Origin of the sequence: Pseudomonas sp. NPDC087804, assembly GCF_044742965.1 — a bacterium.
In the GTDB taxonomy this organism is placed as follows: Bacteria; Pseudomonadota; Gammaproteobacteria; order Pseudomonadales; family Pseudomonadaceae; genus Aquipseudomonas; species Aquipseudomonas rustica.
This window is the reverse complement of record NZ_JBIUVN010000001.1, coordinates 232519-248042: the sequence shown is the minus strand read 5'-3', so window position 1 is coordinate 248042 and position 15524 is coordinate 232519. Positions and strand designations below refer to the sequence as shown.

13 protein-coding genes are annotated in these 15524 nt (G+C 60.0%); 5 read left to right on the top strand and 8 right to left on the bottom strand.

Annotation, left to right across the window (positions count from 1 at the left end):
* Window positions 1-25: 25 nt before the first annotated feature.
* The 3 genes from ACIOMO_RS01185 to ACIOMO_RS01175 are packed head-to-tail and all read left to right on the top strand — an operon-like array spanning window position 26 to window position 5489.
* On the top strand, window positions 26-1270 hold the full coding sequence (locus tag ACIOMO_RS01185) for an exonuclease SbcCD subunit D C-terminal domain-containing protein (protein WP_401237580.1): 1245 nt from the start codon (window positions 26-28) through the stop codon (window positions 1268-1270).
* Entirely contained in the window at window positions 1267-4908 is a 3642-nt protein-coding gene (locus ACIOMO_RS01180) for an AAA family ATPase (RefSeq protein ID WP_401237578.1), read from the top strand. Before ACIOMO_RS01185 ends, ACIOMO_RS01180 begins: the two co-directional genes overlap by 4 nt.
* Window positions 4905-5489: a glutathione S-transferase gene (locus ACIOMO_RS01175; protein WP_401237576.1), complete on the top strand. Its 585-nt coding sequence runs from the start codon at window positions 4905-4907 to the stop codon at window positions 5487-5489. Before ACIOMO_RS01180 ends, ACIOMO_RS01175 begins: the two co-directional genes overlap by 4 nt.
* A 239-nt stretch (window positions 5490-5728) precedes the next feature.
* Here ACIOMO_RS01175 and ACIOMO_RS01170 read toward each other — a convergent pair whose 3' ends face one another.
* The 8 genes from ACIOMO_RS01170 to ACIOMO_RS01135 all read right to left on the bottom strand — a co-directional run bounded on the left by ACIOMO_RS01170 (window position 5729) and on the right by ACIOMO_RS01135 (window position 12643).
* On the bottom strand, window positions 5729-5986 hold the full coding sequence (locus ACIOMO_RS01170; RefSeq protein WP_053121152.1) for a hypothetical protein: 258 nt from the start codon (window positions 5984-5986) through the stop codon (window positions 5729-5731).
* Window positions 5983-6195 (bottom strand): hypothetical protein, encoded by a 213-nt coding sequence (locus tag ACIOMO_RS01165; RefSeq protein ID WP_053121154.1) that lies wholly within the window; start codon window positions 6193-6195, stop codon window positions 5983-5985. Before ACIOMO_RS01165 ends, ACIOMO_RS01170 begins: the two co-directional genes overlap by 4 nt.
* Before the next feature lie 433 nt (window positions 6196-6628).
* Window positions 6629-6808 (bottom strand): hypothetical protein, encoded by a 180-nt coding sequence (locus ACIOMO_RS01160; RefSeq protein WP_007917967.1) that lies wholly within the window; start codon window positions 6806-6808, stop codon window positions 6629-6631.
* A gap of 156 nt (window positions 6809-6964) precedes the next feature.
* Window positions 6965-8140 (bottom strand): lactonase family protein, encoded by a 1176-nt coding sequence (locus tag ACIOMO_RS01155; RefSeq protein WP_401237574.1) that lies wholly within the window; start codon window positions 8138-8140, stop codon window positions 6965-6967.
* Complete coding sequence (locus ACIOMO_RS01150; RefSeq protein ID WP_008088034.1) at window positions 8127-8438, bottom strand: DUF5629 family protein; 312 nt, start codon at window positions 8436-8438, stop codon at window positions 8127-8129. Before ACIOMO_RS01150 ends, ACIOMO_RS01155 begins: the two co-directional genes overlap by 14 nt.
* A 154-nt stretch (window positions 8439-8592) precedes the next feature.
* Window positions 8593-10173: an aldehyde dehydrogenase (NADP(+)) gene (locus ACIOMO_RS01145; RefSeq protein ID WP_053121160.1), complete on the bottom strand. Its 1581-nt coding sequence runs from the start codon at window positions 10171-10173 to the stop codon at window positions 8593-8595.
* Window positions 10174-10182: 9 nt separating this feature from the next.
* Complete coding sequence (araD1, locus tag ACIOMO_RS01140) at window positions 10183-11175, bottom strand: AraD1 family protein (protein ID WP_401237571.1); 993 nt, start codon at window positions 11173-11175, stop codon at window positions 10183-10185.
* A 145-nt stretch (window positions 11176-11320) separates the two neighbouring features.
* Window positions 11321-12643 (bottom strand): MFS transporter, encoded by a 1323-nt coding sequence (locus ACIOMO_RS01135; RefSeq protein WP_159815096.1) that lies wholly within the window; start codon window positions 12641-12643, stop codon window positions 11321-11323.
* Window positions 12644-12836: 193 nt separating this feature from the next.
* Here ACIOMO_RS01135 and ACIOMO_RS01130 point away from each other — a divergent pair, with 193 nt between their 5' ends.
* On the top strand, window positions 12837-14573 hold the full coding sequence (locus ACIOMO_RS01130) for an IlvD/Edd family dehydratase (RefSeq protein WP_401237569.1): 1737 nt from the start codon (window positions 12837-12839) through the stop codon (window positions 14571-14573).
* A gap of 223 nt (window positions 14574-14796) precedes the next feature.
* Complete coding sequence (locus ACIOMO_RS01125; protein ID WP_053121168.1) at window positions 14797-15516, top strand: FadR/GntR family transcriptional regulator; 720 nt, start codon at window positions 14797-14799, stop codon at window positions 15514-15516.
* Window positions 15517-15524 lie beyond the last annotated feature (8 nt).

The following is a 15524-nucleotide window of genomic DNA, read 5'->3' as shown; positions in this document are numbered from 1 at the left end:
ATCTCTTTTTGTTGCGGAGTCCGCCTTGCGTCTGTTTCACACCTCCGACTGGCACCTTGGGCAAAACCTGCATGGTCAGGAGCGCGATTTCGAGCACGCCTGTTTTCTCGAATGGCTGCTGCGTCAGCTGAAACTGGCGCAGCCGGATGTGCTGCTGATCGCCGGGGATATCTTCGACACGGTCAATCCGCCGGTCAAAGCCCAGGAATGCCTCTACGATTTCATCGTCAACGCCCACGAGCAGCAGCCCTTGCTGACCATCGTGATGATCGCCGGCAACCACGATTCCGGCTCGCGCATCGAACTGCCTGCGCCGTTGATGCGCCGCTTGCGCACCCATGCGCTGGGTCGCGTGCTGTGGCTGGATGACGGCCAGCTCGATTCCGAACGTCTGCTGCTGCCATTGCCGAACGCCAAAGGCGAAATCGCCGCGTGGTGCCTGGCGCTGCCGTTCCTGCGTCCGGCGGAAGTCACCGGTGCGCATCTGGGCGATAACTATTTGCGTGGCATCGGTCAGGTGCATGAACGGCTGATCGAAGCCGCCAACGCCAAACGCAAACCGGGTCAGGCGCTGATCGCCATCAGCCACGCGCACATGGCCGGTGGCTCGGTCTCGGAAGACTCCGAGCGCAGCCTGATCATCGGTAACGCCGAAGCCCTGCCGGCTAGTCTGTTCGGGCCGAGCATCAGCTACGTCGCCCTCGGCCATTTGCACAAGCCGCAGAAGGTCAACGGCGAGGAGCGCATTCGCTACAGCGGCTCGCCAATTCCGTTGTCGTTCTCGGAAATCGGTTATCAGCATCAGATTCTCGACGTCACGCTTGATGGCGAAACCCTGGTCAGCGTCGAACCGATATTGATTCCGCGTTCGGTCAATCTGCAACGCATCGGCCCGGCACCGCTGGCCGAGATTCTGCTACAACTGGCCGACCTGCCGAACATCGACCTGCTCGCTGAAACCCAGCGCCAGCCGTGGCTGGAAGTGCGTGTGACCCTCGACGAGCCGCAGCCGGATCTGCGCCATCAAGTGGAAAACGCTCTGCAAGGCAAAGCCGTGCGCCTGGTGCGCATCGCTGCTGAATACGCCGGCAAGCGTGGCGCTGACGGTGAGGAGGATGGCACCGCGCTGATCGAACTCGATCAACTCACCCCGCAGGAATTGTTCAGCCGCGCCTGGCTCGACAACTACGGCAGCGAGGTCGATGAACAGACGCTGAAGGACTTCGCCGAACTGCTGCAAGACGTGCAACTGGAGGGCGAGCAGCCATGAAAATTCTCGCCATCCGTTTGAAAAACCTCGCTTCGCTGGCTGGGCCGTTCGAGATCGATTTCACCGCTGAACCGCTGGCCAGTGCCGGTTTGTTCGCGATCACCGGGCCGACCGGCGCCGGTAAAAGTACCCTGCTCGACGCCTTGTGCCTGGCGCTGTTCGGCGCTGTTCCGCGCCTGAACAACACCGGCCGCGACGCCAAAGTGCCCGATGCTGATGGCGAGATCGCCACCGGTGACCCGCGCACTTTGCTGCGTCGCGGCACCGGCGAAGGCTATGCCGAGGTGGATTTCGTCGGTGTTGATGGCCGTCGTTATCGGGCGCGCTGGGAAGCCAACCGCGCCCGCGAGAAGGCTGGCGGCAAGTTGCAGGCCAGTCGTCAGAGCCTGCGCGACATCGATCAGGATCAACTGCTCGCCAGCCAGAAAGGCGAATACAAAACCCAACTGGAAGCCGCACTGGGCCTGAACTTCGAACAGTTCACCCGCGCCGTGCTGCTGGCGCAGAGCGAGTTCAGCGCGTTCCTCAAAGCGGACGACAACGACCGCAGCGAACTGCTGGAAAAACTCACCGACACCGCGCTGTACACCCGCCTCGGCCGTCGTGCATTCGACAAGACCAAAGAGGCCCGCGAAGCGCACAAGCTGTTGCAGGATCAGGCCACTGGCGTTACCCCGCTGGCACCCGAAGCGCGCGCCGAACTGGATGAGCATTTCAACGCTGCACAGCAGCAACTCAAGTTGCAGCAGGCACAATTGAAGCAACTGGAGCAGCAACACAGTTGGCTCAAGGATTTGCGGCTGTTGCAGGACGCGCAGCAAGCCGCCAGCGAGCAATTGCACAGCGCCCAGCAACAATCGGAAGCGCTGGCCGGCGAACGCATCAAAATGACGCGTCTGGAACAACTCGGCCCGCAAAGGCACCAGTTCGCCCGCAAAACCGAACTCGATGCGTTGTTGACGCCGTTGGCCGCGCAGATTGCCGAGCACACCCGCCAGCACGCCGAACTGACTGAACGTCAGACGCAACTCGAGCAGAATCTTGAGACAGCCAAAGTCGCACTGACCGAAGCGCAGCAACGCCAATCTGAAAATGCGCCGCTGTTGCGTCAGGCCTTCGAAGAGCAAAGCACCCTCGCCCGTCTGGCCAAAGATCTGGCCGCGAGTGCTGAGGCCAAAGCCACTGCGCAACAGGCCTGCACCGACGGCCAGAGCGCTATTCAAGCCTTGCAGGAAAAGCAGGGCCAGGTCGCCGAACGCTTGCAACGCATCGCCGCTGAGCTGGAACAAAGCGCTCATCTGGCGCCACTGAGCGATGCGTGGAATGCCTATCGCGATCGCCTGCAACAGCTTATGTTGATTGGTAATCGCCTGAACAAAGGTCAGGCCGAACTGGCTAACCTCGAACAATACGCCACACGTAGCGCTGAAGAATTTGCCAGCCAGAAGCAACAACTCGAAGTGCTGTTCAAAGAGGCCGGCGCCGAACCGGATGCCGTCGCCGAGCAAATCGGCATTCTCGGTACGCTGTTGCAGGACAACCGCAAACAACTGCGCGCTTTCGAAGACCTGTCGCGCTTGTGGGCCAGCCAACAGGATCTGGACAAGCGCGGCGCCGAGTTGCAACAACGCCAGCTCAATGCGCAGCAGGAACGTGAGCGCCTGACTCAGGACGGCGTCAAAACCAAAGCTGAGCTGACCGTCGCCGAACAAACCCTCAACGTCACCCGCGAACTGCTTGAACGCCAGCGTCTGGCGCGCAGTGCCAGTGTCGAAGAGTTGCGCGCGCAGTTGCAGGACGATCAGCCGTGCCCGGTGTGTGGCAGCAATGAGCATCCGTATCACCAGCCGGAAGCGCTGCTGCAAAGCCTCGGTCGCCACGATGAAAGCGAACAGGCTAACGCTCAGCTAGTCGTCGATCAGCTCAAGGAAAAGCTCAGTGAACTGCGCGCCGACGTCGGCGCTGTCATTGCTCAGCAGAAAGAACTGCTGCAACAACAGGAGCAACTGGCGAATCAGCAACAGGCCCTCGCGCCGAGCCTCGATGCGCACCCGCTGTCTGCTCAGTTGCTCAATCAGGACGCCGACAAACGCGACGCCTGGCTCATCCGCCAGAACGAGCAGTTGAACCAGAGCATCACTCAGGACGAACAGCGCCAGAGCGCCCTGCTCACCCTGCAACAGGATGCGGCGCGGTTGACTCAACAATTGCGTCAGGCCGAAACCGCGCATCAGCAAGCCGCGCAGCACCTGAGCAATCAACAGCGCGAACTGAGCAACGACCGTCAACGCCTCGATGAAGAACTGACGGCGTTCGGCCCTCTGCTGCCGGCCGAGACCCTTGAAGCCCTGCGCCTGGAGCCGGCGGCGACGTTTGTACAACTCGACCGGCAGATCGCCGAGCGTCTGACGCAACTCGATCAGCAAAAGGAAGAATTGAGCGAGCAGCAGCAACGTCAGCAGACGCTGGAGAAAGAACAGGATCGTCAGCAAACCCGCGCACAGCAGGCACAAACCGCTGAACAGCAGTTCAATGCGCTGGCCGAGCAACAGCAACTGTGCCAGCAGAAACTGGCGCAATTGCTCGGCGAGCACAGCAGCGCCGAACAGTGGCAGCAGCAACTGGAACAGGCTGTGGAGCAAGCGCGCGCCGCCGAAACGAGTACCGCGCAAGAACTGCAAAGTGTGCGCACGCAGCTTGTGCAGATCGCCGCCGAACTCAAAGCGCAGCAACAACGTTTGCAGGCTCTGGAAAGCGAAGACACGGATCTGGCCAGCAAGATTGCCGACTGGCGCGCGCGTCATCCTGAGCTGGATGACGGTGGCCTTGAAGATCTGTTGCGGGTTGACGACGCGCAACTCGCTGAACTGCGCCAACGCTTGCAGCAAAACGAAAAAGCCATCGAGCAAGCGAAAGTGCTGTTGCAGGAACGTGACGAGCGCTTAGCCGCGCATCAAGCCCAGCACAACGGCAATCTTGATGCCGAGCAACTCGCCACGGCCCTGACGAATTTGCAAAACCAGTTCAACGTCAGCGAGCAGCAATGCGCTGAACTGCGTGCAGAACAGGTCGAGGATCAGCGCCGGCAGAATGCCAATCAGGCCTTGGCGCAGCAGATTGCTGATGCCTACGCCGAGTATCAGCGTTGGGCGCGGCTCAGTGCGCTGATCGGCTCGGCCACCGGCGATACGTTCCGCAAGATCGCCCAAGCCTACAACCTCGATTTGCTGGTGCATCACGCCAACGTGCAACTGCGCCAACTGGTCAAACGCTATCGCCTGAAACGCGGCGGCAGCATGCTTGGCTTGCTGGTGATGGACACCGAAATGGGCGATGAACTGCGCTCGGTGCATTCGTTGTCTGGCGGCGAGACGTTCCTGGTATCGCTGGCGTTGGCGCTGGGGCTGGCCTCGATGGCGTCGAGTACGCTGAAAATCGAATCGCTGTTTATCGACGAAGGTTTTGGCAGCCTCGATCCGGAGTCGCTGCAACTGGCGATGGATGCGCTGGATGGTTTGCAGGCGCAGGGCCGTAAGGTCGCGGTGATTTCCCATGTACAGGAAATGCACGAACGGATTCCGGTGCAGATTCAGGTGCAGCGTCAGGGCAATGGTTTGAGCACCCTGGAGGTGAAATGAACACGCTGTATTCCTTCCGCCGCTGCCCGTACGCGATGCGCGCGCGGATGGCCCTGCGTTATTCGGGCGTGCCGGTAGAGATTGTCGAGGTCAGCCTTAAAGCCAAACCGGCGGAGATGCTGGCGATCTCGCCGAAGGGCACGGTGCCGGTGCTGGATGCGGATGGTCGGGTGATTGATGAGAGCCTGGAAATCATGCGCTGGGCGCTGGCGCAGAATGATCCGCAGGGTTGGTTACTTGACGGCGATTCGCGGATTGCCGAGTTGATCGAGGCGAATGATCAGGGGTTCAAGGTTGATTTGAATCGCTACAAGTATGCCGAGCGTTATCCGGAGCAGCCGATGGAGGTTTATCGGGCTCAGGGCGCGGTGTTTTTGCAGCGGTTGGAGGGGTTGTTGCAGGATCGCGATTATTTGCTGGCTGATCATCCGAGCCTGGCGGATATCGCCCTGCTGCCGTTTGTTCGGCAGTTCGCGCATGTCGATCGCGAGTGGTTTGCGCAGACGCCTTACCCGCGTCTGCAGGCTTGGTTGCACAACTTCCTCGAGTCCAACCTCTTCACCTCGATCATGAAGAAGTAACCCTCAACTTCCTGCCTGATTGATCATTCCCACGCGGAGCGTGGGAACGATCAACCCTGTGGTGAGGGGATTATTGTGGCGAGGGGATTTATCCCCGTTCGGCTGCGAAGCAGTCGTGAAACCATTCTATGCGGTGTGTCAGGCAAATTTGAGTTGCAGGATTTGGGGCTGCTTCGCAGCCCATCGGGGATAAATCCCCTCGCCACAATAAATTCCATCACCACAATGGATTGCGGTGTCTAGGCAAGCGCATTGCACATCCCAAGCGCCATGCAATCCACTTCGAAAGGCCCAAGGAAATCCGCCGAAACCTTCACCGGCGGATTCCCCGCCATCAGCCCCAGGGTATTCGCCCGTTCAATGTTGTGCGCAATGCTGTGATTGGCCTCTATGGCCCGCGCCAGCCCGCCCACCGAGCCTTGGCCGACACCCAGTAGCGAAGCGCCGTTAGTCATGACCGCCAGACTGGCGATGACCCAAAGTCTGTAGCCTTTCATGCGCCGCCGACTCCTGCGAGTTCAGCCCGGTCGACCATCACGCTCTGCGAGCGGACTTCAAACTGAATGCCGGGATGGGCGACGTCTATCGGTGCGTCGAAGCTGTGTTCCATCTGCGAGGCGATGCTGACGACCAGTACAACGGCCAGGTAAAGACCGATGGCCAGGTAGGCGCCGCGTTTGGCTGAAGTGATGATTGCGCTGGCCATGGTGTTCTCCCGTGGGCATGTTTCGATGGCCACAGAATCGATCAAAACAGCACGGGCAACCACTCAGGGTTTTCCATAGTGAACATCAGTTGCGTTGATTATTTAGCCGGTCTATTTGCGCGTTTGAGAAAACCTATGACCGTGCTTCACGCACACGGGGGCGACGGTCTTTACGGATCGTTCCCTCGCTCTGCGTGGGAATGCAGCCCGTGACGCTCCGCGTCACTGGACGCACCGCGTCACTGGACGCAGAGCGTCCCTAGAGGCATTCCCACGCAGAGCGTGGGAACGATCAAGATCAACAACGCACACGTGTAGGAGCTGCCGAAGGCTGCGATCTTTTGACGTTTAAGATCAAAAGATCGCAGCCTTCGGCAGCTCCTACAGGAGATCGTGTGAATCCCCCGAATGGTGCGGAGGCAGAATGGGACTTTCAGTGTTGGGCTTTGTGATCCAGAGCAGCGTAGAAGTTGGCGCTCTGTTGCAGGTATTTTTGGGTGTAGCTCTGGGTGTGGGATTTTTTGCTGTTGATTTCAACGTTGGCGCTGGCTGGCAGCACAACGGTGGCGGAGATGGCGGAAGCGGCGATAACGGAGAAGAGATTGAAGTTCATGGCGGTAACCCTCGTGTTCGGTTGGCTTGCTTGCCCGGTTGGGCTGTGAAGCAAACTTAACGCTCGACGGTTACTCGCTTGAAATGCTTTGTAGCATTACCGAATATCAGCGCGATTGATACAAAGAGACAGGCCCCGTAAACCGGGGCCTGTGGCTTATTGTCGCACCATAAACTTCAGGTCGCTCGGGGCGTCCATTGGCAGTTTCTGCACGGTTTTGCCGAGCAGACCGGTCTTGCTGTCGCGTTCAACGACAACAATCTGGTTGCTTTTCTGGTTGGCGATCAGCAGGAACTTGCCGCTCGGATCGAGGTTGAATTCGCGCGGATGATCACCTTCAACCGAACGCTTTTGCAGCTCTTTGAGCTGAGCGGTCGCCGGATCGATGCTGAACACCACCATCTGATTCGCGGTGCCACGGTTGCTGACGTAGAGGAACTTGCCGTCCGCCGAGGTGTGCAGCGCGGCGCCGGCCTTGTCAGAGGTCGGTTGACCGGCGGCCAGATCGACCAGTTGGGTTTGCGTCAGCACGCCGTCGTTGTAATCGAACACCGCGACCTGCGCACTCATTTCCATGGTCAGCCAGGCATGTTTGCCGTCAGCGCTGAACAGCAAATGACGTGGGCCGCTGCCGGCTGGCATGGCGACGAACGCGGTTTTCGCTGGGGTCAGCGGCAGATCAGGGTTGGCTTTCGGGTCGAATTGGTAGATGAAGACCTTGTCAGCGCCCAAGTCATTGGAGAACACGTAACGACCGTCCGGCGAGGAAATCGTCGAGTGCACGTGGTTCGACGCCTGACGCTCCGGGTTGACCCGGCTCGCCGGGTGCGCGCTCATTTGCACTACCGGTTTCAGCTTGCCGTCAGTACCGACGGGCAACACCGCCAAGGTTCCGCCCGGATCTTCCACCACCGAATAGTTGCTGACGAACAGGTGGCTGGCGTCGCCGCTGAGGCTCGAATGGGTCGGCTCGTTGCCCAGGCTCTGTACTTGATTGATCAGGGTCAGGGCGTGGGTTTTTGGATCGATCGAATAGCTGCTGACGCGGCCAACCGGGTCTTTCTGGCCCGGGCCGTTTTCATTGACCACGAACAGGCGATGCTGGTCTTTGGACAGGGTCAGCCACGACGGGTTTTCGCTCTTCACCACTTGCAGCGGCTTGGCGTCGATCTGGCCAGTGGCGCTGTCGAAATTCATTCGATAGATGCCCTGGCTGGTGCCGGCGGTGTAGGAACCGACCAACAATTGAAAGCTTTCTGCCGATGCCGTGGACAGGCCCATGGCACCCACGCTGCCGGCCATCAGCAGCGGCCAGAATTTACGCATTTTCATCAGTGTCATCCTCATCATCGCTGCTGCTGACGACATCGCCATGGCACACCAGGCGGTGTTCGCCGATCGCTTTGGTTTCATTGAAATAGCCGACGATCAGCCAGCTCTGCAGCGAGTCATCGAACGTGGCCGCTGCAACTTGAGCCGGGGTGAATTCCCAATGCTTGGCCGCTCGGCCATCGATGCATTCGATGTGCAGATTGTCGTCTTCGTCGAGGGCGAATTCGAAGGCATGCAGGCCGTCGATTTCGACCATACCGCAGTGTTCGAGGGCGTTGAGAAGGGTTTGGGCAGTCATGGCAATCAAGTCTTTCAGGGGGAAACCGGCAATGATAGCTCAAGAAGCACACTCCCCCTGTAGGAGCTGCCGAAGGCTGCGATCTTTTGATGTTGTTTTTTGAAATCAAGATCAAAAGATCGCAGCCTTCGGCAGCTCCTACAGGGGTGGTGTGTCAGAGGGCTTCGCGGCTTGGTTTGCCGTCAACCAGGCGCTGGATGCGCAGCGGGTTGGCATTTTTCAGTGGCTCCGGCAGCAAGCTGTCCGGGTAGTTCTGGAAGCACACCGGGCGCAGGAAGCGGTCGATCGCCAGCGTGCCGACCGAAGTGCCGCGTGCATCGGAGGTGGCCGGATACGGCCCGCCGTGCACCATCGAATCGCACACCTCAACGCCAGTTGGATAGCCGTTAAGCAAGATCCGCCCGACCTTCTGCTCCAGCAGCGGCGTCAGTTCAGCGAAGCGCTCGAAATCCGCCAATTCACCAATAATCGTCGCCGTCAGTTGACCGTGCAGACCCTGCAACGCCGCGCTGAGTTGCGCCTTGTCCGCCACTTCAACAATCACCGTGGTCGGGCCGAACACTTCTTCCTGCAGGACTTCATCGCCCTCGATCAACAGGCTGACGTCAGCCTTGAACAGCTGCGGCTGCGCCTGATTGCCCTGCTGCGGATTGCCGGCCAGATGTTCGATGCCGGGATGCGCCAGCAGCTTCTGCAAGCCTTTGCCGTAGCTGCCGAGGGTGCCCGCGTTGAGCATGGTTTGCGCCGGTTGATCACCGATCAAACCAGAAACCTGCTGCACAAACGCACTGAACTCTGGCGAACGAATGCCGATCACCAAGCCAGGATTGGTGCAGAACTGGCCGCAGCCTTGCACCACCGAAGCGGTCAAATCGCGGGCGATGGTTTCGGATCGCTCGGCCAATGCCTGCGGCAAAACGATCACCGGATTGATGCTCGACATCTCGGCGAACACCGGGATCGGTTGCGGGCGCGCCGCCGCCATGTCGCACAGCGCACGACCGCCCTTCAGCGAGCCAGTGAAACCAACTGCTTGAATCGCCGGATGCTTGACCAGCCATTCACCGACGCCACCGCCGTAGATCATGTTGAACACGCCGGCCGGCATCGCAGTTTTTTCTGCGGCGCGAATCAGCGCATCAGCAACCAGCTCTGCTGTCGCCATGTGGCCGCTGTGGGCCTTGAACACCACCGGGCAACCGGCGGCCAGCGCCGATGCCGTGTCGCCGCCGGCAGTGGAAAATGCCAGCGGAAAGTTGCTCGCACCGAACACTGCTACTGGGCCGAGGCCGATGCGGTATTGACGCAGATCCGGGCGCGGCAATGGCTGCCGATCCGGCAGCGGCAAATCGATCCGTGCGCCATAGAAATCACCACGGCGCAGCACTTTGGCGAACAGACGCATCTGTCCGCTGGTGCGTCCGCGCTCACCCTGAATACGCCCGGCAGGCAATGCGGTTTCGCGGCAGACCACGGCGACGAAATCATCACCGAGGGCATCCAGCTCATCAGCGATCGCATCGAGAAACTGCGCGCGGCGCTCAGCGCTAAGGCTGCGATACGCCGGGTAGGCGGCAGCGGCAGCCTTGGCCGCAGCGCCGACTTCTTCCAGCGTGGCCTGAATGAAATCGTGGGGCAGCTGTTCGCCCGTGGTGGCGTCGACCGATTGCAATTTTACGTCGCCAGCGGCACTGCGCTGACCGCCGATGTAGTTGTGACCGAGAATCTGAGTCATGGGATCTCCTTAAAGGGTGCCGATGCTGTCCGGTTCAAACGCCGCTGGTACCGGGACGATGCCGTTGACCAGCGGTGCGCCGAATTCGGCTTGGCTGATTTCGAAGACGTCACCCGGTTGGGTGCGAACCCCATCGGCAAACGACAGGGTCGCGGTGCCGAAGAAATGAATGTGCACGTCGCCGGGACGCAGGAACTGGCTGTACTTGAAGTGGTGGTATTCGAGGTTGGCGAGGCTGTGGCACATGTTCGCCTCGCCGCTGAGAAACTCGTTCTGCCAGAGCACTTCGCCGTCGCGCAGGATGCGGCTGGTGCCTGCCAGATGTTGAGGCAATTCACCGGTACGAAGTTCCGGGCCATAGCTGCAACTGCGCAGTTTCGAGTGCGCCAGATACAGGTAATTCTTGCGTTCCATGACGTGGTCGGAGAACTCGTTGCCGACCGCAAAACCGAGGCGATAAGGCTTGCCGTCATTGCCGATGATGTACAGCCCGGCCATCTCAGGTTCTTCGCCGGCGTCTTCGGCAAATGGCGGTACCGGGAACGGTTGGCCCGGACGCACGACGATGCTGCCGTCGCCTTTGTAGAACCATTCCGGTTGCACACCGGCCTGCCCCGCCGCCGGTTTGCCACCCTCCACGCCCCATTTGAAGATGCGCATGGTGTCGGTCATCGTCGCTTCGTCGCCGGCCTGCTGGTGCATTTTGTCGCGGGCCGAGGCGCTGCCGAGGTGGGTCAGGCCGGTGCCGCTGATCAACATGTGCGCTGGATCCGGGTGATCAAGTGGCGGCAGGATGCGCAGTTGCGACAGCAGTTCGCTGTAGTCGTGGCTTATGCCGAGGCCGAGGGTTTGCACTTGCTGCTCGAGGGTGTTGCCGGCCTCGATGGCGGCGAGCGCCAGATCGCGCACGCTGCGGGCGTCCTGTACTTCGCGCACCACACCGTTGTCGACCACGCCGACACGGCGTTCGCGGTTGCTTAATTCGAATTGAACCAGATGCATGATTTTCTCCTGTGTTATTCGAAACACCGCAGATCCTTGTAGGAGTGAGCCTGCTCGCGATAGCGGTGTGTCAGCCAAAAAGTTGTCAACTGATAGACCGCTATCGCGAGCAGGCTCACTCCTACAGGGGACCGGTGTTGGTCAGTCAGGTGCGGGTAGCGCCCCGTGCGCTGGCGGCGAACTGGTCAACCGGCAGGACGTGTTTGCGTTCCAGTACGCGATAGACAACGCCCGTCAGGATCAAGCCAAACACCATCACCCCCGAGAGGAAATACAGGCCGGAACCGAGGTTGCCGGTGTATTCCTTCAACGCCCCAATCACAAACGGCCCGATGTACCCGCCGAGATTCCCCACCGAATTGATCAACGCAATCCCCGCCGCCGCACTCGCGCCGGCAAAGAATCGCCCCGGCAATGTCCAGAACACCGCCGTGCAGGAAAACAGCGCAAACGCCACCAGACACAGCGCCGCCAGTTGCGCCACCGGCAAGGTCAGCCACGCGCTGAGGAACAGGCCAATCGCACCCAGCACATAAAGCACGGCGAGATGCCCGTAGCGATCATTCAAACGGTCAGAACTGCGCGGCACGATCAGCAAGCCGATGATCCCGAAGATGTACGGCACCGACGACACAAACCCAGTCACCAGATCGCTGCCGCCAAACTGTTTGATCAACGTCGGCAACCACAGACCCAAGCCATAAATGCTCAGCGTTACCGGCAGGTAAAACAGCGCCAGCAGCAACACGCGTTTGTCTTTCAGTGCATGCAGCGGATTGCCGTGGCGGGTCTGGCCGTATGCCTGCAGATCCTTTTTCAGTTCACCGGTCAGCCAGTCTTTTTCCGCCTGATCCATCCACTTCACTTGTTGCGGGCCGTCCGGCAACCAGCGCAACACCGGCCAGGTCAGCAAGATCGCCGGCGTGCCGATGACGATGAACAGCCACTGCCAGCCGTGCAGACCCAGCACACCGTCCATGCCGAGCAAACCGCCGGACACCGGGCCGGTGATCATCATTGCGATCGGTTGCGAAAGGATGAACAGCCCGAGGATCTTGCCGCGATGGCGCACCGGGAACCATTGGGTGATGTAGTAGAGAACACCCGGGAAGAAGCCCGCCTCGGCCGCGCCGAGCAGAAAGCGCATCACGTAGAAACTGTGTGGGCCCTGGACGAAGGCCATGCCGATGGTGATGGCGCCCCAGGTGATCATGATTCGCGCGAACCAGCGGCGTGCGCCGAAGCGTTCAAGCATCAGGTTGCTGGGGATTTCGAGAAGGAAGTAGCCAATGAAGAACAGCCCGGCGCCGAGGCCGTAAGCCGCATCGCCGATGCCAATGTCGGCGCCCATGTGCAGCTTGGCGAAGCCGACGGCGGAGCGATCCACATAGGCGATCAGGTACAGCAGGATCAGGAAGGGAATCAGTTTCAGCGTTATGCGCCGGATTAGCCGCAGTTCCTGGCTCATGAGATCGGTCTCCGATTGTTGTTTTTATAGAACCTCGGGGGACGCCTCTCGCGGAAAACCGCCAGGGCCATCCCTCCGTCGAAAACGACTATATAGTAATACTAATTCACCAACAACACTTCCAAACCTAGGATTTTGCGCTTAGATTAGGCCGTAGCGGGAACACTATAGTCATACAATAAGAGAATCGATCATGTCTGATAAGAAACCCACCCTGCGCTCCGCCCAATGGTTTGGCACGGCCGACAAGAACGGCTTCATGTACCGCAGCTGGATGAAGAATCAGGGCATCGCCGACCACCAGTTCCACGGCAAGCCGATCATCGGCATCTGCAACACCTGGTCGGAACTGACCCCGTGCAACGCGCACTTCCGCCAGATCGCGGAGCACGTCAAACGCGGAGTGATCGAGGCCGGTGGTTTTCCAGTGGAATTCCCGGTGTTCTCCAACGGCGAATCGAACCTGCGCCCCACCGCCATGCTCACCCGCAACCTGGCGAGCATGGACGTTGAAGAAGCGATTCGCGGCAACCCGATTGACGGCGTGGTGCTGCTGACCGGATGCGACAAAACCACCCCGGCGCTGTTGATGGGCGCCGCCAGTTGCGACGTGCCAGCCATCGTCGTCACCGGCGGGCCGATGTTGAACGGCAAGCACAAGGGCAAGGACATCGGTTCCGGCACGGTGGTCTGGCAGCTCAGCGAACAGGTCAAGGCTGGCACCATCACCATCGACGATTTCCTTGCGGCCGAGGGCGGCATGTCGCGTTCGGCGGGCACCTGCAACACCATGGGCACCGCGTCGACCATGGCCTGCATGGCTGAAGCACTCGGCACTTCGCTGCCGCACAACGCGGCGATTCCGGCGGTGGATGCGCGACGTTATGTGTTGGCGCACATGTCCGGCATGCGCGCGGTGGAGATGGTTCGCGAAGATTTGAAACTGTCGAAAATTCTGACCAAAGAAGCCTTTGAAAACGCTATCCGGGTGAACGCGGCCATCGGCGGTTCGACCAACGCGGTGATTCACTTGAAAGCCATCGCCGGGCGCATCGGCGTCGAGCTGGATCTGGATGACTGGACGCGCATGGGTCGCGGCATGCCGACCATCGTTGACCTGCAACCGTCCGGGCGTTTCCTGATGGAAGAGTTCTATTACGCCGGTGGTTTGCCGGCGGTGTTGCGTCGCCTTGGAGAAGCCAATCTGATTCCTCATCCGAATGCGTTGACCGTCAACGGCAAATCCATTGGCGAGAACACCAAGGACGCGCCGATCTATGGCGAAGACGAAGTGATCCGCACGCTCGACAACCCGATTCGCGCCGACGGCGGCATTTGTGTGTTGCGCGGCAATCTGGCGCCACTCGGTGCAGTGCTCAAGCCGTCCGCCGCGACGCCCGAATTGATGCAGCATCGCGGCCGTGCGGTGGTGTTCGAGAACTTTGATATGTACAAGGCGCGGATCAACGATCCGGAGTTGGATGTCGATAAAGATTCGATTCTGGTGATGAAAAACTGCGGGCCGAAGGGTTATCCGGGCATGGCTGAAGTCGGCAACATGGGCTTGCCGGCCAAGCTGTTGGCGCAGGGTGTGACCGACATGGTGCGCATTTCCGATGCACGGATGAGCGGCACGGCGTACGGCACGGTGGTTTTGCACGTGGCGCCGGAAGCGGCGGCTGGCGGGCCTTTGGCGACGGTGAAGGAAGGCGATTGGATCGAGCTGGATTGCGCCACCGGGCGTTTGCACCTGGATATTGCGGATGCCGAACTGGCAGCGCGCATGGCGGATCTGCAGCCACCGCAGCAATTGTTGGTGGGCGGTTATCGTCAGCTGTACATCGACCATGTGCTGCAGGCGGATCAGGGTTGTGACTTTGACTTTTTGGTGGGTTGCCGTGGGGCTGAAGTGCCTCGTCATTCCCACTAAGAGCAAAAGATCGCAGCCTGCGGCAGCTCCTACATTGGAATGCATCCCCCTGTAGGAGTGAGCCTGCTCGCGATTGCGGTGTGTCAGTCAGCAATTGTTCAGCTGACACACCGCTATCGCGAGCAGGCTCACTCCTACATCTGGTTTTGTGTACTCCCTCAAGATTGTGCCGTGCCTGCTATGATGCGCGGCATCTCCATCGCTCAGGATCGCGCCGTTCCCCATGGATTACCGCAAACCCTCCGACCGCAAAAGCATGCACTCGCGCATCGTCCAGGAACTGGGCATGCAGATCGTCTCCGGACGCTTCAAGCCCGACGACAAACTGCCCGCCGAAGCCTTGCTCTGCGAAGAGTACGCGGTCAGCCGTCCGGTGTTGCGTGAAGCCACGCGAGTGCTGGTGGCCAAGGGTCTGGTGTATTCCAGGCCGCGTGTGGGCACGGTGGTCAAGGCACGCCGCGAGTGGCACATGCTCGACCCGGACGTGCTGCACTGGCTGATGCAAAGCAGCCCGCAAAATGAATTCTTCAATGTGCTGACCAGTGTGCGCAGCATTATTGAGCCGGCGGCAGCCGCCCTCGCCGCTCAGCATGCGACCGAGGCGGATATTGCTTCGATTGGTGAAGCGTATCAGCGCATGGAAGCGGCGCCGACGCCGGAAGCGCTGTTGCAGCCGGATCTGGATTTCCATAGCCGGATTGCCGATGCGACGCACAATGATTTGCTGGCGAATCTGTGCAACATGTTGTCGGTGGCGATTGCCGAGGCGTTGAAGCATTCGAATCAGCGGCCGAATCTGCATGAATTGGCGTTGCCGCGGCATAAGGCGATTTTGACGGCGATCGAGAACCGCGATGCGCTGGGGGCTCGGCATGCGACGTTGGTGCAGCTGGATGATGCGCGTAGTGCTTTGAGTGTTGTGCTTGGCGCTGAACTCACTTAACGCTTGAG